Origin of the sequence: Herbiconiux sp. (assembly GCF_004297105.1) — a bacterium.
Classification (GTDB): domain Bacteria; phylum Actinomycetota; class Actinomycetes; order Actinomycetales; family Microbacteriaceae; genus Herbiconiux.
In genome coordinates this window covers 17,407-41,887 of the sequence record NZ_SCVE01000006.1, presented here as the reverse complement: position 1 = coordinate 41,887, position 24,481 = coordinate 17,407, and the positions used below count along the sequence as shown (strand labels likewise).

At 68.5% G+C, this 24,481-nt stretch carries 26 protein-coding genes; 19 read left to right on the top strand and 7 right to left on the bottom strand.

Annotated features, from left to right (window positions below; translation table 11 throughout):
- Positions 1–6: 6 nt before the first annotated feature.
- Positions 7–1,269 carry an MFS transporter gene (locus EPO52_RS01715; RefSeq protein ID WP_290801780.1) on the bottom strand — a complete coding sequence of 421 codons (1,263 nt, stop codon included), beginning with the start codon at positions 1,267–1,269 and terminating at the stop codon, positions 7–9.
- 137 nt (positions 1,270–1,406) lie between these two features.
- The gene (locus tag EPO52_RS01710) at positions 1,407–2,477 is read right to left on the bottom strand and encodes a 2-oxoglutarate and iron-dependent oxygenase domain-containing protein (RefSeq protein ID WP_290801051.1); all 1,071 of its coding nucleotides are present in this window, start codon (positions 2,475–2,477) and stop codon (positions 1,407–1,409) included.
- Positions 2,478–2,673: 196 nt separating this feature from the next.
- Here EPO52_RS01710 and rpsO point away from each other — a divergent pair, with 196 nt between their 5' ends.
- From rpsO to EPO52_RS01660, 10 genes are all read left to right on the top strand, one after another.
- The gene (gene rpsO / locus EPO52_RS01705; RefSeq protein ID WP_290801048.1) at positions 2,674–2,943 is read left to right on the top strand and encodes a 30S ribosomal protein S15; all 270 of its coding nucleotides are present in this window, start codon (positions 2,674–2,676) and stop codon (positions 2,941–2,943) included.
- 161 nt (positions 2,944–3,104) lie between these two features.
- On the top strand, positions 3,105–4,331 hold the full coding sequence (locus EPO52_RS01700; protein ID WP_290801045.1) for an LLM class flavin-dependent oxidoreductase: 1,227 nt from the start codon (positions 3,105–3,107) through the stop codon (positions 4,329–4,331).
- Between the two features lie 2 nt (positions 4,332–4,333).
- Complete coding sequence (locus EPO52_RS01695) at positions 4,334–4,981, top strand: FMN reductase (RefSeq protein WP_290801042.1); 648 nt, start codon at positions 4,334–4,336, stop codon at positions 4,979–4,981.
- 172 nt (positions 4,982–5,153) lie between these two features.
- Complete coding sequence (locus tag EPO52_RS01690; protein ID WP_290801039.1) at positions 5,154–6,314, top strand: type III polyketide synthase; 1,161 nt, start codon at positions 5,154–5,156, stop codon at positions 6,312–6,314.
- A 3-nt stretch (positions 6,315–6,317) separates the two neighbouring features.
- A complete protein-coding gene (locus tag EPO52_RS01685) occupies positions 6,318–7,055 on the top strand; it encodes a class I SAM-dependent methyltransferase (protein ID WP_290801036.1) in 738 nt (245 codons plus the stop codon).
- A complete protein-coding gene (locus EPO52_RS01680; RefSeq protein ID WP_290801033.1) occupies positions 7,048–8,280 on the top strand; it encodes an NAD(P)/FAD-dependent oxidoreductase in 1,233 nt (410 codons plus the stop codon). Before EPO52_RS01685 ends, EPO52_RS01680 begins: the two co-directional genes overlap by 8 nt.
- A gap of 106 nt (positions 8,281–8,386) precedes the next feature.
- Positions 8,387–8,980, top strand: coding sequence for a hypothetical protein (locus tag EPO52_RS01675; protein WP_290801031.1), 594 nt, complete (start codon positions 8,387–8,389; stop codon positions 8,978–8,980).
- A 287-nt stretch (positions 8,981–9,267) separates the two neighbouring features.
- Positions 9,268–11,559, top strand: a complete 2,292-nt coding sequence (locus tag EPO52_RS01670; protein ID WP_290801029.1) for a polyribonucleotide nucleotidyltransferase — start codon at positions 9,268–9,270, stop codon at positions 11,557–11,559.
- A gap of 295 nt (positions 11,560–11,854) precedes the next feature.
- Positions 11,855–13,291, top strand: coding sequence for a pitrilysin family protein (locus EPO52_RS01665; protein WP_290801777.1), 1,437 nt, complete (start codon positions 11,855–11,857; stop codon positions 13,289–13,291).
- Positions 13,291–13,893, top strand: a complete 603-nt coding sequence (locus EPO52_RS01660; protein ID WP_290801027.1) for a histidine phosphatase family protein — start codon at positions 13,291–13,293, stop codon at positions 13,891–13,893. Before EPO52_RS01665 ends, EPO52_RS01660 begins: the two co-directional genes overlap by 1 nt.
- 358 nt (positions 13,894–14,251) lie before the next feature.
- Here the strand turns inward: EPO52_RS01660 and EPO52_RS01655 are convergent, their stop codons facing one another.
- Complete coding sequence (locus tag EPO52_RS01655) at positions 14,252–14,725, bottom strand: GNAT family N-acetyltransferase (RefSeq protein ID WP_290801024.1); 474 nt, start codon at positions 14,723–14,725, stop codon at positions 14,252–14,254.
- A gap of 50 nt (positions 14,726–14,775) precedes the next feature.
- Between EPO52_RS01655 and dapB the strand changes: the two genes are divergently transcribed.
- Together dapB and EPO52_RS01645 are read left to right on the top strand one after the other, a co-directional pair.
- Complete coding sequence (dapB, locus tag EPO52_RS01650; protein WP_363339107.1) at positions 14,776–15,609, top strand: 4-hydroxy-tetrahydrodipicolinate reductase; 834 nt, start codon at positions 14,776–14,778, stop codon at positions 15,607–15,609.
- A gap of 23 nt (positions 15,610–15,632) precedes the next feature.
- Positions 15,633–16,067, top strand: coding sequence for a tetratricopeptide repeat protein (locus EPO52_RS01645; protein ID WP_290801774.1), 435 nt, complete (start codon positions 15,633–15,635; stop codon positions 16,065–16,067).
- Positions 16,068–16,074: 7 nt separating this feature from the next.
- On the opposite strand, the gene EPO52_RS01640 is transcribed toward EPO52_RS01645, so the two are convergent.
- From EPO52_RS01640 to EPO52_RS01625, 4 genes are all read right to left on the bottom strand, one after another.
- Positions 16,075–16,968 carry a TIGR01777 family oxidoreductase gene (locus EPO52_RS01640; RefSeq protein WP_290801022.1) on the bottom strand — a complete coding sequence of 298 codons (894 nt, stop codon included), beginning with the start codon at positions 16,966–16,968 and terminating at the stop codon, positions 16,075–16,077.
- Positions 16,968–17,393, bottom strand: coding sequence for an OsmC family peroxiredoxin (locus EPO52_RS01635; RefSeq protein ID WP_290801019.1), 426 nt, complete (start codon positions 17,391–17,393; stop codon positions 16,968–16,970). Before EPO52_RS01635 ends, EPO52_RS01640 begins: the two co-directional genes overlap by 1 nt.
- 76 nt (positions 17,394–17,469) lie before the next feature.
- Positions 17,470–17,946 carry a DUF4395 domain-containing protein gene (locus EPO52_RS01630; protein WP_290801016.1) on the bottom strand — a complete coding sequence of 159 codons (477 nt, stop codon included), beginning with the start codon at positions 17,944–17,946 and terminating at the stop codon, positions 17,470–17,472.
- A complete protein-coding gene (locus tag EPO52_RS01625) occupies positions 17,943–18,380 on the bottom strand; it encodes a thioredoxin family protein (protein ID WP_290801013.1) in 438 nt (145 codons plus the stop codon). The genes EPO52_RS01630 and EPO52_RS01625 overlap by 4 nt, the downstream gene beginning before the upstream one ends.
- A gap of 108 nt (positions 18,381–18,488) precedes the next feature.
- On the opposite strand from EPO52_RS01625, the gene thyX reads away from it, so the two are divergent.
- The 7 genes from thyX (at position 18,489) to EPO52_RS01590 (ending at position 24,469) form a co-directional block, all read left to right on the top strand.
- The gene (thyX, locus tag EPO52_RS01620) at positions 18,489–19,190 is read left to right on the top strand and encodes an FAD-dependent thymidylate synthase (protein WP_290801772.1); all 702 of its coding nucleotides are present in this window, start codon (positions 18,489–18,491) and stop codon (positions 19,188–19,190) included.
- Between the two features lie 273 nt (positions 19,191–19,463).
- Positions 19,464–21,230 carry a 2-isopropylmalate synthase gene (gene leuA / locus EPO52_RS01615; protein WP_290801010.1) on the top strand — a complete coding sequence of 589 codons (1,767 nt, stop codon included), beginning with the start codon at positions 19,464–19,466 and terminating at the stop codon, positions 21,228–21,230.
- A 138-nt stretch (positions 21,231–21,368) separates the two neighbouring features.
- Positions 21,369–22,049 (top strand): GAP family protein, encoded by a 681-nt coding sequence (locus tag EPO52_RS01610; protein ID WP_290801008.1) that lies wholly within the window; start codon positions 21,369–21,371, stop codon positions 22,047–22,049.
- A 27-nt stretch (positions 22,050–22,076) separates the two neighbouring features.
- Complete coding sequence (recO, locus tag EPO52_RS01605) at positions 22,077–22,826, top strand: DNA repair protein RecO (protein WP_290801005.1); 750 nt, start codon at positions 22,077–22,079, stop codon at positions 22,824–22,826.
- On the top strand, positions 22,823–23,620 hold the full coding sequence (locus EPO52_RS01600) for an isoprenyl transferase (RefSeq protein WP_290801002.1): 798 nt from the start codon (positions 22,823–22,825) through the stop codon (positions 23,618–23,620). Before recO ends, EPO52_RS01600 begins: the two co-directional genes overlap by 4 nt.
- Positions 23,621–23,678: 58 nt before the next feature.
- The gene (locus EPO52_RS01595; protein WP_290800999.1) at positions 23,679–24,350 is read left to right on the top strand and encodes a DsbA family oxidoreductase; all 672 of its coding nucleotides are present in this window, start codon (positions 23,679–23,681) and stop codon (positions 24,348–24,350) included.
- Entirely contained in the window at positions 24,347–24,469 is a 123-nt protein-coding gene (locus tag EPO52_RS01590; protein ID WP_290800996.1) for a hypothetical protein, read from the top strand. Before EPO52_RS01595 ends, EPO52_RS01590 begins: the two co-directional genes overlap by 4 nt.
- Positions 24,470–24,481: the final 12 nt, after the last annotated feature.

Below are 24,481 nucleotides of genomic sequence, written 5' to 3'. Positions count from 1 at the left end.
CGGAACTCAGGGCTGTGGGTCGAGCGCGTCGTAGGCGCGGAAGCTGTGCACGAAGCGCACGATGACGGCCGCCACCACCACGATCGCCAAGCCGCCCACGAGTGGCGGGAACCACAGGGCGGCGAACACCGAGAGCGCGCCCACGTAGAGGTCGCCGATGCGCGGCCCGCCCGTCACCACCACGGTGAAAACGCCCTGCAGCCGCCCCCGCATGTTGTCGGGCACGGCGGTCTGCAGCATGGTGCTGCGGAAGATGGCGCTGACCTCGTCGCTCGCGCCGGCGCCCACGAGGGCGAGCGCAGCGAGCACGATGGCCACGACGTTGGCGTCGGCGAGGTCCTGGCTCGCGGGGGTCCCCGAGAGGAACGCCACCAGGATGACCACGCCGAACAGCGCGATGAACACCCCGTAGCTCTGCACGGCCCGGGCGATCGCCCGCCCCTGCCACCGCACGTGGCCGAGCCGCCCCGAGAAGATCGAGGCCAGCATCGACCCCACCGCGAACGTGGCGGTGAGGATGCCCACCGTGATCGGCCCGCCGCCGAGCACCAGCACGCCGAGCGCCGGATAGAGCACACGCGGCTGCCCGAAGGTCATGGCCGCGATGTCGATCAGGAACGACGCCCGGATGTTCGGGGCACGCTTGAGGAACGCGAAGCCCTGTCGCAGCGACTCGAGCCCGGGCCGTCTGATCTCGCCCTCAGGCAGGATGCGCGGCAGCCCGATGATGCCCACGAAAGCGGCGATGAAGAGCACGACGTCGGCGGAATAGGTCCACCCGTACCCGACCGTGGCCACGAGCACACCCGCGAGTGCGGGGCCGAGAGTCACCATGATCCCGATGGTGATGCCGTTGAGCGCGGCCGCGGCCGGCAGCAGCTCGCGGGGGAGGATGCGCGGGTAGATCGCCGACCGGGTGGTCTGGATGACGGTCGCGGCCACGGCATTCACCGTGGCGAGGGCGTACAGCGCCGCCACGCTGTCGGCTCCGCCCCAGGCGAGCGCCGCGAGCAAGGCCGTCGACGACCACGCCACGATCGCCGCGATGAGTGCCACCCTGCGGCGGTCGAAGGCGTCGGCGAGCATGCCGCCGTAAAGACCGGCCAAGACGATCGGAACCAGCGCGAACAGGGCGACGCCCGACACGGCGAGGGTGGATCCGGTGAGGCGGTAGACATCGAGACCCACCGCCACGATGGTCATCTGGCTGCCGATGCCCGAGATGGCCTGGCCGGCCCAGAGTCGCGCGAACGCGGGGCTCGCTCTCAGCGGCGTGAGGTCGACGAACGGATTGCGACGCTTCGCCGGTTCGCCGGCCGGGCCGCCGACGGTTCCGCCGACCTTCGGAGGCGGGGGCGTCGACGGCTCGGGCGCGGGCTCCGGGGGAGGTGCTCCGGTCTCCCCGCTCACGCCTGGTTGTTCTGCGCGGCGGCGGCCGCGTTGCGCTCCACGAGGTCGGAGTGGTGGATTGCCGCGACATCCGGGTGCGCGCGGAGACGGCTCTTGAACGCGTTGTCACCGTAGGTCGAGAAGATCGGGTTGGTCGGATCGACCGTGATGCCCTTCGCCTCGGCCGCGAGTGCCTCGGGCAGCGGCAGCACGGGGATCGTGGAGTCGAGCGCCGGGGCGTAGAAGAAGGGGATGGAGATGCGGTCGTCGCCGATGCGCGGCGAGATGACGCGGTGCACGGTGGCCTTGAGGTAGCCGTTGGTGGCGACCTCGAGCAGTTCGCCGATGTTCACCACGAAGGCGTCGTCCATCGGGGGAGCGTCGATCCACTCGCCGTCCTTCTCCACCTGCAGGCCGCCCTTGCCGGGCTCGACGAGGAGGAGGGTGAGAACGCCGCTGTCCTTATGGGCGCCCACGCCCTGCTTGGGCTCCGGGTCGCTCTTGCCGGGGTAGCGCACGATCTTGATGAGCGTGGACGGTCGCTCGGCGAAGGCCTCGTCGAACACGTTCTCAGGAGCGCCGAGAGAAACCGCCCAGGCGCGGAGGAGGGTGAGGCTCACACGGGACAGCTCGTCGTACCACTCGGCGACCGTCGTCTGCAGCTCGGGCAGAGCATCCGGCCACTGGTTCGGACCCTCGAGTCGCATGTAGTCAGGAGTGTCGGCAGTGATCTCGACGGGCTCGCGTTCGGTGCCGATGTCGATCTGCTCGCGCCAGTCGACCTTGCCCTGGGTGAGCTCGCCGCCCACGCGGGTGTAGCCGCGGAAGTGCGGGCTCGTGATGTTCTCGATGGCCAGCTTGTCGGCCTCCGGGAGATCGAAGAAGGCGCGAGCCGTGGTCATCACGCGCTCGATCAGCTCGTGGGGCACGCCGTGGCCCACGAGATAGAAGAAGCCGTAGTCGTGGGTGGCCTCGCGGAGGTCGATGCGGAAGGCCTCTGCATCGGCATCAGAGCCGGAGAGGCGAGAGAGGTCGAGCACGGGGAGGGTGTCGGTGCTGAGGGGCGAACCGAGTGTGGTGAGTGTCATAGTTGAATCCGTTCCGAGGTCTACCAACGCTGTTCCAGTCTGGTGTGTTCCCGCCGCGGGGTCGAACTGGGCTGCTGATTGTTACGGCCGTGTTTCTGCTAGGCTCTACAGGTTGCCGTGAAAACGGCCGCGGATAAAGAGAGCCGCAGCACAAGGCTGGACGGCACCGCGCAACGAGAGAAAGGGGATCCCATCTATGGCACTCGAAGCAGACGTCAAGAAGGCGATCATCGACGAGTACGCTACCCACCCCGGTGACACCGGATCCCCCGAAGTGCAGGTCGCAATGATGACCCGTCGCATCAAGGATCTCACCGAGCACCTCAAGGAGCACAAGCACGACCACCACTCACGTCGTGGTCTGCTGCTGCTCGTGGGCCAGCGCCGCCGCCTCCTGGGTTACCTCCAGGACATCGACATCGACCGCTACCGTTCGCTCATCGAGCGACTCGGCCTGCGCCGCTAGTCGAAGCAGCACCTCGTCACGAATCGTCGTGACTCCTTCGAAAGGGCCGTCATCCTCCGGGATGGCGGCCCTTCTCGTTCGCGGGAATAGATTCCGCGACGAGTTGTTGAGTAGATTATTCATGCAAACGCATTGAAATGATCACGACCCAGGAGTCGACCATGCAGTTCGGAATCTTCACCGTCGGAGACGTCACCACCGACCCGACGAACAACACCACCCCCACCGAGAACGAGCGCATCAAGGCCATCCTGACCATTGCGCAGAAGGCCGAAGAGGTGGGCCTCGATGTCTTCGCCCTCGGCGAGCACCACAACGAGCCCTTCGTTCCGTCGAGCCCCACGACGATGCTCGGCTACGTCGCGGCCAAGACCGAGAACCTCCTGCTGAGCACGGCCACCACGCTCATCACCACCAACGATCCGGTGAAGATCGCCGAAGACTACGCGATGCTCCAGCACGTGGCCGACGGCCGCGTCGACATGATGATGGGCCGTGGCAACACCGGCCCCGTCTACCCGTGGTTCGGCAAGGACATCCGCCAGGGCATCCCCCTCGCCATCGAGAACTACGCCCTGCTCCGCCGCCTCTGGGATGAGGACGTCGTCGACTGGGAGGGCACGTTCCGCACTCCTCTGCAGGGCTTCACCAGCACACCGCGCCCGCTCGACGGGGTCGCTCCGTTCGTCTGGCACGGCAGCATCCGCAGCCCTGAGATCGCCGAGCAGGCCGCCTACTACGGCGACGGGTTCTTCGCGAATCACATCTTCTGGCCGAAGGAGCACTTCCAGCGCCTCATCGCCTACTACCGCCAGCGCTTCGAGCACTACGGCCACGGCCAGGCCGACCAGGCCTACGTCGGCCTCGGCGGGCAGGTCTTCATGGCCAAGAACTCGCAGGACGCGGTGAACCAGTTCCGCCCGTACTTCGACAACGCTCCGGTGTACGGCCACGGCCCGAGCCTCGAGGACTTCACCGAGCAGACCCCCCTCACGGTGGGCAGCCCGCAGCAGGTCATCGACCGCACGCTCACGTTCCGCGACACCTTCGGTGACTACCAGCGCCAGCTCTTCCTGATGGACCACGCAGGCCTGCCCCTCAAGACCGTTCTCGAGCAGCTCGACATGCTCGGCGAGCTCGTGGTGCCCACCCTCCGCAAGGAGATGGACGCCAAGCGCCCCGCCCACGTTCCGGACGGCCCCACCCACCAGTCGCAGATCGAGCGGATGGCGGCCCGCGCCGCGGCCCGCGAGGTCGCCGAGGCCGATGCCCAGTCGGTCGTGGCCGCCGAGGCCGCCCGCAGTGGTGCACTGGCCGGAGCCGGGGCGGGCGCCGGCACAGCACGCAGCGCCGGAACCGGCGCCGCCTTCGGCATCAAGGGAGCCTGATCATGACCGAGAACACATCCAGCCCCAAGAAGCTCGTGGCCGTCTCCGCAGGCCTCAGCCAGCCCTCCTCCACGAGGCTCCTGGCCGACCGGCTGGCGGAGGCGACGGTCGCCGACCTCCGCGACCGCGGCATCGACGTGGAACTCACCATGATCGATCTCCGCGACGTGGCGAACGACATCACGAGCAACCTCATGACCGGCTTCGCCAGCTCGAAGCTGCAGGGGGCGATCGATGCGGTCTCCAACGCCGACGGTCTGATCGCCACCACGCCCATCTTCACGGCGAGCTACAGCGGTCTGTTCAAGTCGTTCTTCGACGTGATCGACAACACGGCCCTCACCGGCCTCCCGGTGCTGATCGCCGCCACCGGTGGCACCCCGCGGCACTCGCTGGCCCTCGACCACGCGATGCGCCCACTGTTCAGCTACCTGCGCGCATCCGTGCTCCCGACGAGCGTGTTCGCCGCCACCGAGGACTGGGGGCACGGCGCTGCGGATGACGGCTTCCCCACGCTTCCCGACCGCATCCGCCGTGCGGCAGGCGAACTCGCCGCCGCGGTGGCGGTGTCGAAGCGCTCCACCGAGGTCAAGGACCCGTTCGCCCTCGACTCCTCGTTCAGCCCGATCGGTGCCTACGGCGCCCAGTAGGCCCGACACAGCCACACCTGCTTGGGCTGGGTCGCAAGATTTGTCGCCTGACCGGTACTTTGGCGACAAATCCTGCGACCCTGTGCGCTCAGTGGGTGTGCTCAAGGGTTCGACCGGTGGGACATTGCTGCGATAGGCCCATGCAGGCACATGATCGTGCTTACATGGGCCTATGGCAGTGAGCGTGCGAACCATCCAGACCGCGATTCCGGCCACAGTCCTCAGGCAGCCCCAGGTGCGCGACGTGTTCGCGTCGCAGCCCGGCCTCACCCGGCTCGGCACCCGCCTCGTCTCCGCCTCCTTCGACGGATCGGGCATCGACACGCGCTACACCGTGATCGACGAGCTCACCCTCGACACGCAGACGGAGCATCCGCAGTTCTTCGACCTCGCCAGCGGCCACCTGCTCGCCCCCTCCACGAAGGCGCGCAACGAGCTCTACATCGAGCGCGCCAGCGCCCTCTACGTGGAGGCGGGCCGCAAGGCGCTCGACGCCGTCGAGGGAATCACCGCCGCCGACATCACCCATGTGGTGACCGTGTCGTGCACCGGCTTCTTCGCCCCCGGCCCCGACTACGTGCTCGTGCGCCAACTCGGCCTCGCGCCGAGCACCCTCCGCTATCACGTGGGCTTCATGGGCTGCTACGCCGCGTTCCCCGCGCTCCGGATGGCCAAGTCGTTCTGCGAGGCCGAACCGGATGCCGTCGTGCTGGTGGTGAGCGTCGAACTCTGCACCCTGCACATGCGCTCGTCGAACGAACCCGACCAGATCGTGGCGTCGTCGGTGTTCGCCGATGGGGCGGCGGCCGCGATCGTGACGGCGCGTGACCTGCCGTCATCCTCGCCCGTGCTCGACCTCGATGCGTTCGAGAGCGTGCTCACCCCGGTCGGCGAAGAGGACATGGCGTGGAAGATCGGCGACGAGGGCTTCGAGATGATCCTCAGCTCGTACGTGCCCAAGATCATCGACCAGCACATCTCCGGCGCGCTCGAGCCGCTCCTGGCGCGCGAGACGCAACTCGTGGATGCCCCGCACGAGTCGATCGCTCACTGGGCGATCCACCCCGGCGGCCGGAGCATCCTGGACAAGGTGGAGGCGAAGCTGCAGCTCTCCGAGGCTCAGCTCACGCCCTCGCGGGGCGTGCTGCGCGAGTACGGCAACATGTCGAGTGCCACGATCCTCTTCGTGCTGAAGGCGATCATGGACGGCTGGCCCGGTTCGGTCGATGACGGCGGGGCATCTGCCGGCGACCGCGTGTGTGCCATGGCGTTCGGCCCCGGCCTCACCGTGGAGACGGGACTGATGACACTGCGGTCCGCCCGGGAGGCCTAGAGCGTGGCGTTCGGAATCCCCTCGATGCGCAAGCGCGCGGTCGATGCGCGCGAACGCATGGACGAGCCGGACTGCAATCTGCTCACCCTCAACCGCACCTACGAGCAGTTCCGGCTCGTGAACCGGGTGGTGGCGGGCTGGCACGACACGTACCGGCGACGCATCCGGCCGCTCCTGTCGCGCACCGAGCCGTCGGCGCTGCTGGACATCGGATGCGGCGGGGGAGACGTGGCCCGTGCCCTCGCCCACTGGGCGGCCAGAGACCGACTGCTGCTCGAGGTGACGGCCATCGATCCCGACCCGCGCGCCCTGGACTTCGCCGAGCGCGCGCCGAACCCCGACGGCGTGCGCTTCCTGCGCACCACGAGTGCGGCCCTCGTGGAGATCGCGGTGCGCTTCGACTTCGTGATCTCGAACCACGTGCTGCACCACCTCGATGCCGAGCAGCTCGCCGACCTGCTGATCGACTGCGAGCTGCTCTGCCGAGGCCTCTCGATCCACAGTGACATCCGGCGCAGCCCGCTCGCCTACGCGGCGTTCTCGGTGGCGACACTGCCACTGCGCAACTCGTTCATCCGCGAGGACGGCCTCACCTCCATCCGTCGCAGCTACACCGAGGGCGAGTTGCGCGTGGCCGCACGCCGCGACTGGATCGTGGAGACCCAGGCGCCCTATCGCGTGCTGCTGAGCTACGCCGCGAGTGCCGCCGCCCGCGACACCGTGCCGATTCCGGATGCCTGACGGGGAGTCGCCTGCGCCGGAGCTCCCACGCTCCGCAGCCGCCGACGGGCCTGCCCCGCGGATACACGATGTCGCGATCGTCGGGGCAGGCCCGGTCGGCGTGTTCTTCGCGGCGGCCCTGGCCCAGCGGGGGATCGACGTCGTGGTGTTCGACAAGCGCTCCCGAGCGCATCGGCACTCCCGGGCGATCGGTATCCACCCGCCCTCGCTCGCCGCGCTCGGGCGGCTGGGCGTTCTCGACGAGATCGTGGTGGCGGGCGTGCGGATCGACCGCGGTGTGCTGCGCATCCACGGCCGGGAGCGCGCCCGGCTCGACTTCGCCTCGACCGGCGCGCAGCTGCCGTTCGTGGTCTCGCTGCCACAGCTCGAGACCGAGCGGATCCTGCGCACGCGACTCGCCGAGCTGGCTCCGGATGCGCTGCGCACCGGCGTGGAGGTGCTGCGGGTGGGGCGGGAGGCGGCATCCGTTCGCCTCGATCTCGGTGGCGGCCTCCCCTCGGTGCGAGCGAGGATGGCGGTGGGCGCGGACGGCCTGTCGGGGGTGGTCGCGGCCGCGCTGGGTCAGCGGGGTGCCGGCCGGAGCTACCCGTATCGCTACCTCATGGGCGACTTCGCCGACGCGACCGGCGACGGCGCGCTCGCGGTGCTGCACCTGCACCCGTCGGGGATCGTGGAGTCGTTCCCGCTCCCTGCCGGGCGGCGACGCTGGGTGACGCATCTCCCCGCGGGCGTCGGCGACGAGAGCGCGGATGCGGCACTGCTGGCACGGCTGATCGCCGAGCGCATCGCGCCTGAAGCCGCGCCCGACCCCGCCACCGCGACGATGAGCAGCGCCTTCGGCGTGCGGCGCCGCATCCTGTCCCGAATGGCCTCCGACGACGGGCGTCTGGCGGTGATAGGCGACGCCGCACACGAGGTGAGCCCGATCGGCGGGCAGGGCATGAACCTCGGCTGGCTCGACGCGGATGCACTGGCCGAGCGGATGCCGGCGCTCCTCGCCGCGCTCGGCTCGCCGCCGCACGACGCGGCGTCGCCGCTGGCCGATCTCGGCCGCGCCCGCCTGCGCTCGGCCCGCGCGGCCGCGCGCATCTCCGAGTTCAACATGACCATGGGCCGCCCCACGTCGGCCGCCGGCTTCGCCCTGCGCCGCGCCGTGGTCGCGACCGCCTCCCTGCCCCCACTCGGCCGCACACTCGCGCGCGCCTTCACGATGCACGACCGCTGATCGGCCCCCTCGACCTCGCGGATCCGTCAGCTGCGGCCCGTCCCGTGTGCGCTAAGGGCGCCAGGTGACGGATCCGGCACCCAGCCGGGCACGGCAGAATGGAGGCATGGACCACGCGCGGAGATGGAAGCCCTTCTGGCGCTGGGAGGTGTTCCTGTTCGCGGTCGTGCTCGTGCTGGCCATGGCGGCCAGCCTCGTGAGCCGCGCGGATTGGCCGGTGATCGGTCCCATCCTCACGATCGGTCTGCTCGTTCTCGCCCTGGCCGCTGCCGGCGCCCTTGTGGTGCCGCTCGTGCTCACCGCCGGGCGAGACAGTGAGAACACCCGCAAGACGCTCCGGGGCATCGAACTGGTGCCATTCGAGGAGGCGCCGACCCGCCGCATCCGGGTGCTCGAGAGCGAGCGGCGCCAGATGTCGATCGATGCCGCGCGGGCGAAGAGCCAGGGCGACGAACTGGTCGCGGTGCTGACTCCGGATGCCAGCCGCTGGCTCGGCAGGCAGCTGCGCGTGGCCGTCGACCTGGTCGCGGGCGACGGCAGCATCCACCGGGCGGGTTTCGTGCCACCGGAGCTCGACGCGGATCTGGACGCGCGCCTCCAGCCGCTCGTTCGCGAGCGCAAGGCGGCCACGGTGCCGGCCACGATCGTCGACCTCGGGGGCGATGCCGTCAAGCCGCTCCGTGTCGAGATCCGGCTCTGACCCGGCGCGGCGCGGCGAGTCGCGAGGAATCCGCGGTTCTCCCAGCCCCGGCTGGTAGCATGGGAGAGTTGAGAGCAGGCTGGCAGGTAGCTGGTCCTCGGTGGTGGTTTTCCGGCGCGATCTGATTCCGGAGAGTTTCTACTGGTGGCCAGCAGGTGCGAGAGCACCGCGTCACCCTTCAACACACGTTCAGGGAGCGTCAAAAATCCCTGTCATGAGGCCTGCTCCCACGCGAGGAGTCGCACGCCCACACGGGGCCGCGACGCTAAACAAAGGAGATAGACCTCTTGGAAGGTCCTGAAATCAAATTCGCCGAAGCCGTTCTCGACAACGGCAAGTACGGCACCCGCACCGTTCGCTTCGAGACCGGCCGCCTCGCGCAGCAGGCTCAGGGCGCCGTTGCCGCGTACCTCGACGAAGACACCATGCTGCTCTCCGCCACGAGCGTGAGCAAGCACCCGAAAGACAACTTCGACTTCTTCCCGCTCACCATCGACGTCGAAGAGCGTTCGTATGCAGCCGGCAAGATCCCCGGCTCGTTCTTCCGCCGCGAAGGCCGCCCCTCCACCGAGGCGATCCTCGTCTGCCGCCTGATCGACCGCCCCCTGCGTCCGTCGTTCGTCACCGGCCTCCGCAACGAGGTGCAGGTCGTCATCACGGTTCTGTCGATCGCTCCCGACGAGTTCTACGACTCGCTCGCGATCAACGCGGCCTCGGCCTCGTCGCAGATCTCCGGCATCCCGTTCTCGGGCCCCATCGGCGCTGTTCGTCTGGCTCTGATGCCCGGCTACGGCACCGAGGCCGACCAGTGGATCGCGTTCCCGAAGGCCTCGCAGCTCGAGGAGGCCGTCTTCGACATCGTCGTCGCCGGTCGCGTCGTGACCGCTGCCGACGGCTCGCAGGACGTCGCCATCATGATGGTGGAGGCGGAAGCCACCGAAGGTTCCTGGAACCTCATCAAGGCCGGCGCCACCAAGCCCAACGAGGCCGTCGTGGCCCAGGGCCTCGAGGCCTCGAAGCCGTTCATCAAGCAGCTCGTCGAGGCTCAGGCGTCGATGGCGCAGCAGGCCAACAAGGCCGTGCGCGAGTACCCGGTGTTCCTGCCCTACTCGAAGGCCACCTACGACGCCGTCGCCGAGCTCGCCTACGACGAGCTCGTCTCGATCTACCAGATCGCCGACAAGATCGAGCGCCAGGATGCCGACGACGCACTGAAGGACCGCGTCAAGGCCGAGGTCGCCGCCAAGGTCGAAGCCGGTTCGCTCGACGCCGAGGCGCTCGCGCAGTTCTCCGCCGCGTACAAGTCGGTCACCAAGGTGGTCGTTCGCGGCCGCATCCTGAAAGACGGCGTGCGCATCGACGGTCGTGGGCTCGCGGACATCCGCCCGCTCGACGCCGAGGTCGCGGTCATTCCCCGCGTTCACGGTTCCGCCATCTTCCAGCGCGGTGAGACCCAGATCCTGGGCGTCACCACGCTGAACATGCTCAAGATGGAGCAGCAGATCGACTCGCTGAGCCCGATCACGAAGAAGCGCTACCTGCACCACTACAACTTCCCGCCCTACTCCACCGGTGAGACCGGTCGTGTGGGTTCGCCGAAGCGTCGCGAGATCGGGCACGGCTTCCTGGCCGAGCGCGCCCTCGTGCCGGTGCTGCCTTCGCGCGAGGAGTTCCCCTACGCCATCCGTCAGGTGTCCGAGGCTCTCGGCTCCAACGGTTCGACGTCGATGGGTTCCGTCTGCGCCTCGACCCTGTCGCTGCTCAACGCCGGTGTGCCGCTGCGCGCCCCGGTCGCCGGCATCGCGATGGGTCTCGTCTCCGACGAGGTCGACGGCGAGACCCGCTACGCGGCCCTCACCGACATCCTCGGTGCGGAAGACGCGCTCGGCGACATGGACTTCAAGGTGGCCGGAACCAGCGAGTTCATCACCGCGATCCAGCTCGACACCAAGCTCGACGGCATCCCCACCTCGGTGCTCGATGGTGCGCTCAAGCAGGCGAAGGCGGCCCGTGAGGCCATCCTGAACGTGCTGAACGCGGCTATCGACGCCCCCGACGAGATGGCTCCCACCGCGCCCCGCGTGATCTCGGTGCAGATCCCCGTCGACAAGATCGGCGAGCTGATCGGCCCGAAGGGCAAGACGATCAACGCGATCCAGGACGAGACCGGCGCCGACATCTCGATCGAGGAAGACGGCACCGTGTACATCGGCGCCGTCGACGGTCCGTCGGCCGAGGCGGCTCGCGCCCAGGTCAACGCCATCGCGAACCCGCAGAACCCCGAGATCGGCGAGCAGTTCCTCGGAACCGTCGTCAAGCTCGCCACGTTCGGCGCGTTCATCTCCCTGCTCCCGGGCAAGGACGGCCTGCTGCACATCTCCGAGGTGCGCAAGCTCGCCGGTGGCAAGCGTGTCGAGAACGTCGAAGACGTGCTCGGCGTCGGCCAGAAGATCCTGGTGGAGATCACCAAGATCGACGACCGCGGAAAGCTCTCGCTCGCCCCGGTTCTCGCCGAGGCGGCCGACACCGAGGGCTCCGCTGCGCACAGCGAAGGCCCCGAGGCTCCCGCCGAAGGCTGAAGCCGGCCCTGATCACCGGATGCCCGTTCCACATCATGTGGGGCGGGCATCCGTCGTTCGGGCAGCGGAGCCGTGCTTCGTGCTCGCCCGCCGGCTCGCCGCTGGCGGGAGCCTACGCCGTAGTCGGGTTATGTCGTTGTCAGCGATCCGCCGGTGGTCGTGCAATCGGAGCTCTCGCCGGGGATGCGCGGCAGTTCTGCCGTGACGGTTCGCTGGCCGGATGGCTGGACAGTCACCGTGAGCGAGTGACAGCCCGCTGCGATTCCGGCGTCGGCCGATAGGCTGGCTCCTGATGATGAACGGCGCTGTACCTCTTCCACTTGACCTTCCGGAACTCTCGATCGGCACTGTCGCCGAAGGGCTGGTGCGGCGAACCATCCTGCCGAGCGGGGTGCGCATCCTCACCGAGCACATCCCGGGCAGTCGCAGCGCCACGATCGGCTACTGGGTGGCCGCCGGCTCACGAGACGAGCTCGGGGCCGATGACCGCCATCCGTCTCGTTTCGGATCGACGCACTTCCTCGAGCACCTCCTGTTCAAGGGCACCCCGAGCCGCACCGCGCTCGACATCGCGATCTCGTTCGACTCGGTCGGCGGAGAGCACAACGCGGTGACGAGCAAGGAGTACACCTGCTACTACGCGAAGGTGCGCGACGCCGACCTGCCGATGGCGATCGAGGTGCTCTCCGACATGCTCGCCTCATCGGTCCTCGACCGTGGCGAGTTCGAGACCGAACGCGGTGTCATCCTCGAAGAACTCGCAATGGCCGAAGACGACCCGGGCGACGTGGTGGGGGAGCGGCTCTTCGAAGCGGTGCTGGGCGATCATCCGCTCGGACGGCCCGTCGGGGGCACACCGGAGACGATTCGCGCCGTCACACGTGACGCGGTGTGGGACCACTACCGGGGCGCCTACCGGCCCAATGACCTCGTGGTGTCGGCCGCCGGTGCCGTCGACCACGACACGATCGTGGCCGCGGTCACCGCATCCCTCAGCGCCTCCGGCTGGAACCTGGTCTCCGAGGCCGCGCCGCGTGCCCGCCGCAGCACGACCGCCGTCGTCCCGTCTGCGGGTCGCCCGCTCACCATCATCGCGAAGCCCACCGAGCAGGCCAGTGTGATGCTGGGCCTCCCGGGCATCGTGGCCACCGATGAGCGCCGGAGCGCCATGGCGGTGCTGAACTCGGTGTTCGGTGGCGGCATGTCGTCGCGTCTCTTCCAGGAGGTGCGCGAGAAGCGCGGATTGGCGTACTCGGTGTACTCGTACGCCCCGAGCTATTCGGATGCCGGCGTCTTCACGATGTACGCCGGCTGCACGCCGGGCCGTGAGGGCACCGTGGCCGAGCTCATGCTCGACGAGCTGCGGCGGCTCGCCGAGCACGGCATCACGCCCGAGGAGCTGACCCGCGCCTACGGCCAGCTCTCGGGCTCGGCTGCTCTCGCCCTCGAAGACAGCGACACCCGGATGTCGCGCCTCGGCCGAGCCGAAATCACCCTGGGGGAGTTCGTCGACCTCGACGAGAGCGTGCGCCGTCTTCGGGAGGTCGGCATCGACGACGTTCAGTCGCTCGCAGCGGAACTCGTCGAGGGGCCGTTGAGCATCGCGGCGGTGGGGCCGCTTGCCGACGACGCCTTCACACAGGTGATGTCCGCGTCGCCTCTCACAAGCGGATCTCGACGGGCGGCTTCAGCCCCGGCGACCGGCGCATCCGTCGTGACGGTGGCGAGCTGATGGCCCACAACCTCTATCTCGTGCGGCACGGCGAGCAGCTCGATGCCGAGCACGGCGTGGTCGACGGGCCGCTGTCGCCGCGCGGCGTGCGTCAGGCCCGGCTGATCGCCGACCGGCTCGGCGGAGTGCCGTTCGACAACGTCTGGCATTCCCCGCTGCAGCGCGCCGAGCAGACCGCCGCCATCATGTCGGAGCACCTCCCCGCGCTCGACCCCAAGCCGAGCGCGCTGCTGTTCGACTGCGTGCCCACCGGCTATTCGCCCCAGATGCCGCACACGTTCGAGGCCTTCTTCAACTCGGTGAGCGAAGACGAGCTCGAAGCGGGCAAGGCGCAGATGGCCGATGCCGTGTCGGAGTTCCTCACCCCGGCCCGCGAGACCACCCACGACCTCCTCATCACGCACAACTTCGTGATCGGGTGGTTCGTGCGCGAGGCCGTCAGCGCTCCAGACTGGCGTTGGGCGGGCATCAACCAGGCGCACTGCGGCCTCACGATCATCCGCTTCAAGGCAGGCCGCATCCCCGAGCTCGTCTCCCACAACGACCTGGGCCACCTCCCGGTGGAACTCCGCACAGGGGTGAACGACCCGCAGCCGTACTAGGTGGCTGTGTTTGTTGCCGCAGGCGGGCCACTTCTTGAACCGAGCGAGCGTAGCTCGCTCGGCGCTGGCGTCGCGGCGACGATCCACCGGATCGTCGCTCCCAGCTCCAGCGCGCGGCGGCGCGCTCACCTTGTGTCGTCGAGTACGGCTCGCGGCTTTCCTGCGCGTGGCGTCGTTGTGGCAGTGAAACCGTGGGTGGGCCGAACAATTGTCGTTCTGACTGCCGTGTAACTACGTGAATGGGGCAGACCGACCCGCTATAGGGCTCCGGTCTTGCGTATTCGCGTAGTTGCGCGGCTCCGCGACGCCGGCCGAGACCGGCGGCGTCGAACCACCGGCAACCAGCACAACCACCCCGCTACAACGCCTTCCGATACCACCGCGTCGCATTCACATTCTCGTTGTACGCCTCGATACCCTCGTACCCGAGCCGCGCGTACAGCCGCGCCGCGCCCTCGAGCGTGTGGTGGGTGTCGAGCACGAGTTCGGTGGCGCCGAGGGCACGGGCCTCCGCCTCCAGCGCCTCCATCAGGGTGCCGGCCCAGCCGCGCCCGCGAGCCTCGGGCGAGAGCCACACATGCTTCACCTCGACGCGCACCACACCCTCGGCGAGGGAGGGCAGCATCCGGATGCCGCCGCAGCCGACTGCCGACCCCGAATCGTCTTCGACGACCAGGAAGACGCCTGCCGGGTGCGTGAACACGGCGCGCGAGGGGAAGACCACGCTGTACGCGCGGTCGATCGATGGGAACGACGCGGCCCGATAGGCGAAGTAGGCCTCCAGGAGTGCGTGCTCGGCGGGAGCGTCGACGTCGCCGGTACGGATGCGCATGACCTCCAGCCTAGGCCGGTGCCCTGCTGCGGCCCGGTAGATTGGAGGGCATGACTACGAAGGTTGCCATCGTCGGTGCGACAGGGAAGATGGGCCGGTTGTTCGCCGGTCTCGTCGAGGAGGCCGACGATCTCGATCTGGTGGCCGAACTGTCGTCGCAGTCCGCCCTCGACGAGATGCTGGCCGCCGACCTGGTGGTCGACGTGACCGTTCCCGGAGTCAGCCAGGGCGTGGTCGACTTCGCCGTGGCGAACGGCAAGCAGGTGCTCGTGGGTACGTCCGGCTGGTCGGCCGAGCGCATCACGACCCTGCGTCGCACGCTCGGCGACAAGCCCCGCAGCGGTGTGCTGATCATCCCGAACTTCTCGCTCGGCTCGGTTCTGGCCACCCGCTTCTCCGCCCTGGCCGCGCGCTTCTACGATTCGATCGAGATCATCGAGGCGCACGCCGCCTCCAAGGTCGACTCCCCATCGGGTACCGCCGTGCGCACGGCCGAGTTGATGCAGGCCGCCCGCTCCGAGCGCGGGCCGGTGGCCGCACCGCACTCCGACCAGCGGGCGCGCGGTCAGCAGGTGGCGAGCATCCCCGTGCACAGCCTGCGACTCGCCGGCATCGTGGCGAAGCAGGATGTGATCTTCGGCGGCACCGGTGAGGTGCTCACCATCACGCACGAGACGATCTCTCCCACCGCTTACGCGGCGGGCATCCTCGTCGCCCTCCGGGCAGCCGTCGACCTGCGCGGCGTGACGGTGGGGCTCGACCAGCTGCTCGATCTCGCGGGTGAGAGCACCACGGCGAACACGGTCGACGCATCCGCGACGGATGCCGCCGCGCCGGAGAACGTGTCGGGCCAGGCCGCGGCAGCCACGAGTGTGACACCGTGAAAGGCCGCGTCGCCGCCCTGATCATGGCGGCACTGCTCGCCCTCTACCTCGTGCTGGTGGGCCAGCGTGCCGTGATGTTCGTGCTCACGGGCGAGCCCATCGCCATCGTGATGGGCATCGCGCTGATCGCGCTGCCCATCGTGGGCGCCTGGGCGCTGGTGCGCGAGCTGATGTTCGGCTTCCGCACGCAACGGCTCGTCGAGCAGCTCGATCGCGAGGGCGAGCTGCCGGTCGACGACCTGCCGAAGCGGACGAGCGGCCGCCCGATCCGCGAGGCGGCCGACGCGGAGTTCGAGATCTACAAAGACGCGGTCGAGAACGACGAGACGAACTGGCGTGACTGGTTCCGCCTGGGTCTCGCCTACGATGCCTCCGGTGACCGCCGACGGGCGCGTCAGGCGCTGCGCACGGCGATCAGGCTCGAGCACGAGACCGCCCGGGCGCAACCGAGCGCCTGACCACCGGTCAGATCTGCGCGAGCGCCTTCTCGACGGTGTCGTCGCGGAAGACGAATCCGTCGGCTACGAGCTTCTGGCTCGACACATCCTGGTCGGCGAGCAGCAGGTCGCGCCCGGCGTCGGCCAAGGCGGCCTTCAGCGCCCAGCCGGGCACCGGAAGCCAGAACGGCCGGTGCAGCTGCTCCGCGAGCTCCTTGCCGATGATCGACGCTGCGACCGGCTCAGGGCCCGCGAGGTTCACGGGGCCGCTCAGTGCCGAATCGAGCAGGTGCCGGATGGCGGCGGCCTCGTCGTGCAGGCTGATCCACGGCCAGAGCTGGTCGCCCGAGCCGAGAGGGCCGGAGACCCCGGCCTTCGTCAGCAGCGTCAGCGGCTTCAGGGCGCCGCCGCCCGCGCCCACCACGAGACCCGTTCGCAGCGTCACCAGGCGGGTGCTCTCCGCCGCGGGCGCCGCAGCGCGTTCCCAGGCCTCGACGACCTTGGCCAGAAAACCCTCACCCTGCGGCGACTCCTCGGTGAGCAGCTCACCGGGCCTGTCGCCGTAGTAGCCGACGGCGGATCCGCTGAGGAACACCGACGGCGGCGAATCGGCCCGCAGGATCGCCTCGGCGATCGTGGAGGTGGCCTGCACCCGCGACTGCAGGATCTCGCGCTTGTAGGGGAGCGTCCACGGCAGTCGGGAGATGGATGCGCCCGAGAGGTTGATCACAGCATCGGCGCCGTCGATGATCGAGGTCTTGATCCATCGCGCCTCCGGGTCCCAGCTGCGCTCGGTGGGCGTGCGTGCGGGCCGTCGCACCAGGATCAGAACGGTGTGTCCGTCGGCGCGAAGCTGGGCGGCCAGCTCGGTACCGATGAAGCCCGAGCCGCCGGCGATGAGGATGGTGCGGGGATCGGCCATCAGGCGAGACTCGCTTCAAGGGTGATCGGGATGCCGGCCAGGGCGCGGGAGACGGGGCATCCGGCTTTCGCCGACTCGGCGATGCGCTGGAACGCGGCCTCACCGATGCCCGGTACCTGGGCGCTCACGAGGAGGTGACTGCCCGTGATGCCCTCGGCGGGGTCGAAGGTGACGGCCGCCGTGGTCTGGATCGAGTCGGGCGCGAAGCCCGCCGCGGCGAGCTCGTGCGAGAACGCCATCGAGAAGCAGGCGGCGTGTGCGGCGCCGAGGAGTTCCTCGGGCGTCGTGACGCTCTCGGACCCGTCGGAGCGGGCCCGCCAGTTCACCGCGAAGGTACCGGCACCCGAGGAGTCGAGGGTGGTGGTGCCCGATCCGCTCGCCAGATCTCCGCTCCACACGGTCGTGGATTCGCTCGTGACAGCCATGGGGCACACCTCTCCGTCGGTGTGACCAGACTATTCGGGTTGTCTGCGCAAAGGCAGTGGCCTGGCCGGGAGCGGCCTAGACGGCGGCGCGGCGCCGCACGCGTGTGCGAACGATCACCAGGTAGAGCTGGCAGCCGATGCAGTACCCGAACACCGAGTTGAGGAACGCGGCCACGAACGCCAGCGATGCCGCTGTCGTCACGGCGAAGGGCACGCCGAGGGCGGCGAGAACGAGGCCGGCGACGGTGACGATGAAGCCCACCAGCTGGGCGAACGTCGGTGGTTTGGGGTCTTCGAGCTCCGCGGGAGGCGCCAGCCGGGGCCGCACGAGCACCCGGAAGAGCGCGCCGTACGGATGCCGGGCCACGCCCGCCACGGCTCCCCAGAGGAACAGGAGGCTGATGGCGGCGAGCAGCAGGAACGCGGGGGTCAGGATGCGCGCCGCCGGCGCGGTGCCGCCATCCGTGGGGAACGAGAAGCTCAGCACCACGACGACCAGCAGCAGCACTGCCGTGATGCCGGCTCCGAACCGGGGTGAACGGGGGTCGATCATACGAACTCCTTCAATCGGGCCTCGACGACCGCGGGGCGCACGGCGCCACCGATGCGTGTGCGCACCACGCCGTCGCGGTCGAGGATGAGTGTGGTGGGCGTCTGCAGGATGCTGAACCGCCGCACGAGGTCAGCGCGGTCGGTGACGTCGACATCGAGGTAGGCGACATCCGCGTTCTGGGCGGAGATGCCGGAGAGCACGCGGCGGGTCGACGGGCAGCTCGCGCAGAACTCGGTGGAGAACTGCACCAGGGTGGCCCGCCGGCCGAACGCCGGCGCCTCGGTACCGGATGCGGGCGCGAGCAGCTGTGGGTCGAGAGCCTCGCTCGGCGCGGTGCTTCGGGCGGCGCCTTGGCGCGCCTTCCAGACCACGCCGGCGAGCGTCGCCAGCGTGACGAGACCGACGGCGAACACGAGGGGGACGAGCGGGTTCATGATGCTGGAACGGTAGCGCGCCGCATCCGTCTGCGGCCCACTGTGACGTTTGTTACGCGGGCCGCCGCTATCGTGAAGGGCGTGACTGACATCGAATTCCGTTCCGAGATGACCGTGGAGCTCGTGCGGTCGAGTGCCGACGATTCCGACGTCCTGTTCGCCGCGCGCGTCTCGACGCAGGGGGAGCAGACCCTCGAATCGGCCGAGTCGGGTGAGGCGGCGGATCCCAAGCGCGATCGCGGACTGATCAACTACCTCATGCGCGACCGCCACGGCTCGCCCTTCGAGCACAATTCGATGACGTTCTACGTGCAAGCGCCGATCTTCGTGTTCCGCGAGTTCATGCGGCACCGCATCGCCAGCTACAACGAGGAGTCGGGTCGCTACCGGCAACTGCGTCCCGTGTTCTACGTGCCGGGCGTCGACCGCAACCTGGTGCAGGTGGGCAAGCCGGGAGCCTATGACTTCCTGCCCGGCACCCCCGAGCAGACCGAGCTCACCCGGCGCGAGGTCGAGACGGCGAGCACGGCCGCCTTCGAGTCGTACGAACGGATGCTCGAGGCCGGCGTGGCCCGCGAGGTGGCACGCATCGTGCTGCCGCTCAACATCTACTCCTCGATGTACGTCACGGTGAACGCCCGCTCGCTGATGAACTTCCTCTCGCTGCGCACGAAGCGCGCCGACACGCACTTCCCGAGCTTCCCGCAGCGCGAGATCGAGATGTGCGCCGAGAAGATGGAGGAGCTCTGGGCGGGCCTCATGCCCCTCACCTACGCCGCCTTCAACGCGAACGGCCGCGTGGCCCCCTAGCCCGACATAAGCGAAACGGTCCGACGGATGCGATGGCCGGGAAGCGAACGCAACAGGCCCTCCTTGACGACCCAGGGTGAGCGCGCCGCCGCGGGAGCGACGGCACGCGAACATGTCGCCCACGCCGCAGCGGCGGCGGCGTGGTAACTTATATCCGTGCTGTTCGGTTCGCTCCTTCTTAGCTGCCGCGACGAGTCCTAGTTTCAAGGCCTCCCTCGTCGCGGAGTCTGTCGTTGGCTTACCACCAGATCTGATCACGAGGGAACGCACATCATGAAGAACAACCAGAAGCCGTCGGCGATGCCGGTGCACAAGTATCGTCCGTACCACGAGCAGATCGTGGTCGACCTGCCCGACCGCACCTGGCCGTCGAAGCACATCTCCGAGGCACCGCGCTGGTGCGCGGTCGACCTGCGCGACGGCAACCAGGCGCTCATCGATCCGATGAGCCCCGAACGCAAGCGCATCATGTTCGATCTGCTCGTGCGCATGGGCTACAAGGAGATCGAGGTCGGATTCCCGAGCGCCTCGCAGACCGACTTCGACTTCGTGCGCTCCCTCATCGAGGAGGATGCGATTCCGGATGACGTCACCATCCAGGTTCTGACGCAGGCGCGCGAGCACCTGATCAACCGCACCTACGAGGCGATCGCGGGCGCCAAGCAGGCCATCGTGCACCTCTACAACTCCACGAGCATCCTGCAGCGCGACGTCGTGTTCCGCACCGACAAGCAGGGCATCATCGACATCGCCCTCGAGGGCGCGCGCCTCTGCAGGGCGGCCGAGAAGTCGATCCCCGAGACCACGGTGTACTACGAGTACTCGCCCGAGAGCTACACGGGCACCGAACTCGAGTTCGCGGTCGACATCTGCAACCAGGTGCTCGAGGTCTTCGAGCCGACGCCCGACCGCAAGGTCATCATCAACCTGCCCTCCACGGTGGAGATGTCGACGCCCAACGTCTATGCCGACTCCATCGAGTGGATGGGCCGTCACCTGAACCACCGCGAGAACGTGATCATCTCGCTGCATCCGCACAACGACCGCGGGACGGCCGTGGCCGCTGCCGAGCTCGGCTACCAGGCGGGGGCCGACCGCATCGAGGGCTGCCTGTTCGGCAACGGTGAACGCACCGGAAACGTCGACCTGGTGGCGCTCGGCATCAACCTGTTCACCCAGGGCCTCGATCCGCAGATCGACTTCTCCGACCTCGACCAGGTGCGTCGCACCGCGGAGTACTGCAACCAGCTGAAGGTGCACGAGCGCAGCCCGTGGGCCGGCGATCTCGTGTACACCGCGTTCAGCGGCTCGCACCAGGACGCCATCAAGAAGGGCTTCGAGGCCATGGAGGCCGACGCGCTGGCGCAGGGCAAGCACGTCGACGAGCTGGTGTGGGCCGTTCCCTACCTGCCGATCGACCCGAAAGACCTGGGCCGCTCCTACGAGGCGGTCATCCGGGTGAACTCGCAGTCGGGCAAGGGCGGCGTGGCCTACCTGCTGAAGAACGACCACGCGCTCGACCTGCCGCGCAAGCTGCAGATCGAGTTCTCGGGTGTCGTGCAGGCCAAGACGGATGCGGAGGGCGGCGAGGTCACGAGTGACGAGATCTGGGCCATCTTCAACGACGAGTACCTGCCGGCGCCGGCCGACCGTGCCGAGGAGAAGTGGGGCCGGTTCGAGCTCACCCGCACGCGCACGGCGAGCGACCTGTCCGGGTCGGTCTCCCTCGAGGTCGAGCTGCGCATCGGCGATGCAGTGATCGAGACGGGTGCCACGGGCAACGGCCCGATCGCGGCGTTCCTCAATGTGATGAGCGAGCAGGGCATCGAGATCAAGCTGTACGACTACGTCGAGCACGCGCTGAGCGCATCCGGTGACGCTCTGGCGGCGGCGTACGTGGAGCTGCAGGTCGACGGCACACGGCTGTGGGGCGTGGGCATCGACGCCGACATCTCGACGGCGTCGCTCAAGGCCGTCGTCAGCGCGGTGAACCGGGCCATCCGGGTGAAGGATGCCGATCGCGAGCTCGCCTCCGTCTGAGGGCCGAGCGGGCCTGGGTCTGAGCTTCGAACTCGCCTGGGTCTGCGGGTCCGGTGACTTGCCACATGATGTGGCAAGTCACCGCCTCAGGCACCACCTTCTGGCAACTCGATTCGGTCGTGCCGCTAGTCTGAGCCCATGTTCTGGCAGGTTCTGGGTGACATCCTCCCGTTGGCGTTCGGCATCATCATCTCCCCGATGCCGATCGCGGCCGTGATCGCCCTGCTTCTCGGCCCGAAGGGCAAGCTCAACGCGGTCGCATTCACCGTCGGCTTCGTCGTGGCGACCTTCGCGGTGACGCTGATCTTCGCATCCGGAACCAAGGGCACCACCCAGTCCGACTCCTTCTTCGCGCAGCTCTTCCACATCGTGATCGGCTTCGCGTTCGCCGCCCTGTTCTTCTTTCTCGCCTGGAGGAGCTTCACGAACCGCCCCAAGAAGGGCGCGAAGCCGAAGGAGCCCAAGTGGCTCGCGGCCATCGACTCGTTCGGCTTCGTGAAGTCGATCGGGCTGGCTCTGCTTCTCGGTACCGCCAACGTCAAGAACCTCCCGCTCGAGATCGCCGCCGGCGCCACCATCGGCACGGCCAAGCTCGAATGGCCGTTGGTGTTCATCGCCGTGCTGGTGTTCGCCCTCGTGGGCTCGCTCGGCATCATCGTGCCCACCGTGATCGGCGCATCCGGATCGAAGTCGGTGACCGCGATGCTGGGCACCGTCAAGGCCGCACTCATCGCGCACAACAACCTCATCATGGCGGTGCTCTTCGTCATTCTCGGTGCAGTACAACTCGGCAAGGCGATCGGGTCGTTCGGCGGATAGCCCACCCCCGCGGGGGATACTGGACGGGTGCCCGTTTACCGAGATGAAGCCGTCGTGCTGCGTACCCACAAGCTGGGCGAGGCCGACCGCATCGTGACGCTGCTCACGCGTCAGCACGGCAAGGTGCGCGCCGTCGCACGCGGGGTGCGGCGCACGGCCTCTAAGTTCGGGGCCCGCCTCGAGCCCTTCATGGTGGCCGACGTGCAGTTCTACGAGGGCCGCACCCTCGACACCATCACCCAGGCCGTCACGCTCGGCTCCTACGGCGCCGAGATCACCTCCGACTACGCCAGCTACACGGCAGCCAGCGCCATGGTGGAGACCGCCGACAAACTCACCGAGCAGGAACCCTCCCTGCAGCAGTACCTCCTGCTCGTGGGCGCCCTCCGCTCGCTGTCCCGCGGCGAGCACGGTGTCTCGCTCACCCTCGACTCCTATCTCCTGCGCGCCCTCTCGATGGCAGGCTGGGCGCCGAGCTTCCACGACTGCGCCGTGACGGGCGAGGCCGGCCCGCACTCGGCATTCGTGGTGCAGCTGGGTGGGGTGGTGAGCGATTCGGTCGCCCCGCCCGGAACACCGCGACTGGATGCCGCCACCCTCGGTCTGCTCAGTGCTCTGCTCACCGGTGACTGGGCTGCGGCCGACGCCACGGAAGCCGGCACCCGCTCCCGCGCGAGCGGTATCGTGGCCGCGTACACCCAATGGCACCTGGAACGCGGGCTCCGCTCCCTCGAGCACGTCGAACGGTCGCAGACGAAGAAGGTCGCCACTCCGTGAGTTCCCGCAAGGCCCCTCCCGCCGAACCCTTCCGCCCCCTCGACTGGACGGGTCTCCAGCCCCCCGCGCTTCCCGCCGGCTCGGTGCCCGAGCACGTCGCCATCGTGATGGACGGCAACGGTCGCTGGGCCAACCAGCGCGGACTCACCCGCGTCGAGGGTCATCGCGCCGGCGAGGCCGCCCTGCTCGATGTCGTGGCCGGTGCCATCCAGATCGGTGTGAAGCACATCAGCGTGTATGCCTTCTCCACCGAGAACTGGAAGCGGTCGCCGGATGAGGTGCGCTTCCTCATGGGGTTCAACCGTGAGGTGCTGCACCGCCGGCGCGATCAGCTGAACGCCTGGGGTGTGCGCATCCGGTGGGCGGGTCGCAAACCCCGACTGTGGGCGAGTGTCATCAAGGAGCTCCAGTTCGCCGAGCGGATGACGGCGCACAACTCCACCCTCACCCTCACCATGTGCGTCAACTACGGCGGCCGCACCGAGATCACGGATGCCGTGCGGGCCATCGCCGACGACGTGGCGGCCGGGCGCATCCGGGCTTCTGCGGTGTCGGAGAAGCTGATCCAGAAGCACCTGTACGTGCCCGACCTGCCCGACGTCGACCTCTTCGTGCGCAGCTCGGGGGAGCAGCGCACCAGCAACTTCCTGCCCTGGCAGTCGGCGTACGCCGAGATGGTGTTCCTCGACCGGCTCTGGCCCGACTTCACCCGGGTCGATCTCTGGCAGGCCGTCGAGCACTACGCGGGCCGTAACCGGCGCTTCGGGGGAGCGGTCGACGCGCCCTCGGCGTGACGCGACGATTCTTCCGGGGCGCGGGAATGCGCATCCGGATGCCGGAGTTGGCATTGGTGTGAGTGAAGCCATCAAGATCGACATCTGGTCCGACATCGCCTGCCCCTGGTGCTACATCGGCAAGCGCAAACTCGAAGACGGCCTGGCGCAGTTCGCTGCCGGTGACCACTCGGTTCCCGTGGAGGTGGAGTATCACTCCTTCGAACTCTCGCCCGACACCCCGGTCGACTTCGACGGTTCGGCGGCCGACTTCCTCGCCGGTCACAAGGGCATGTCGCTCGCCCAGGTGGAGCCGATGCTCGCCCGGGTCACCGGTATCGCGGCCGATGTGGGACTCGACTACGACTACGACAACCTCAAGCACACCAACACCGTCAAGGCGCACCAGCTGGTGCACTACGCCAAGGCGCGCGGCCTGCAGCTCGAGGCCAAGGAGCGCCTGCTGAAGGCGTACTTCGTCGAGGGCAAGCACGTGGGGCGGATCGAGGATCTCGCCGACCTGGCCGCCGAGATCGGCCTCGACCGCGACGACGTGGTGCGCTCGCTGACCGCTGACGAGTACCTGAAAGACGTGCGCGACGACCAGAACCAGGCGATCCAGCTGGGTATCCAGGGCGTGCCGTTCTTCGTGATCGAAGGCAAGTACGGCATCTCCGGGGCTCAGGACGCATCGGTGTTCGCTCAGGCGCTCCGCCAGGTCGCCGACGAGAAGGTGGAGGTGGGGTCGTGAGCGACGTCGAGGTGACGGATCCCGTCGATGTGCAGATTCTGCCTCGTCAGCCCTTGACGCTCATTCCGCTCGGCGATGCCGGGGCCGCCTCGTGCGAGGGCGATTCCTGCGCGATCTGAGCTCGCGCGTTC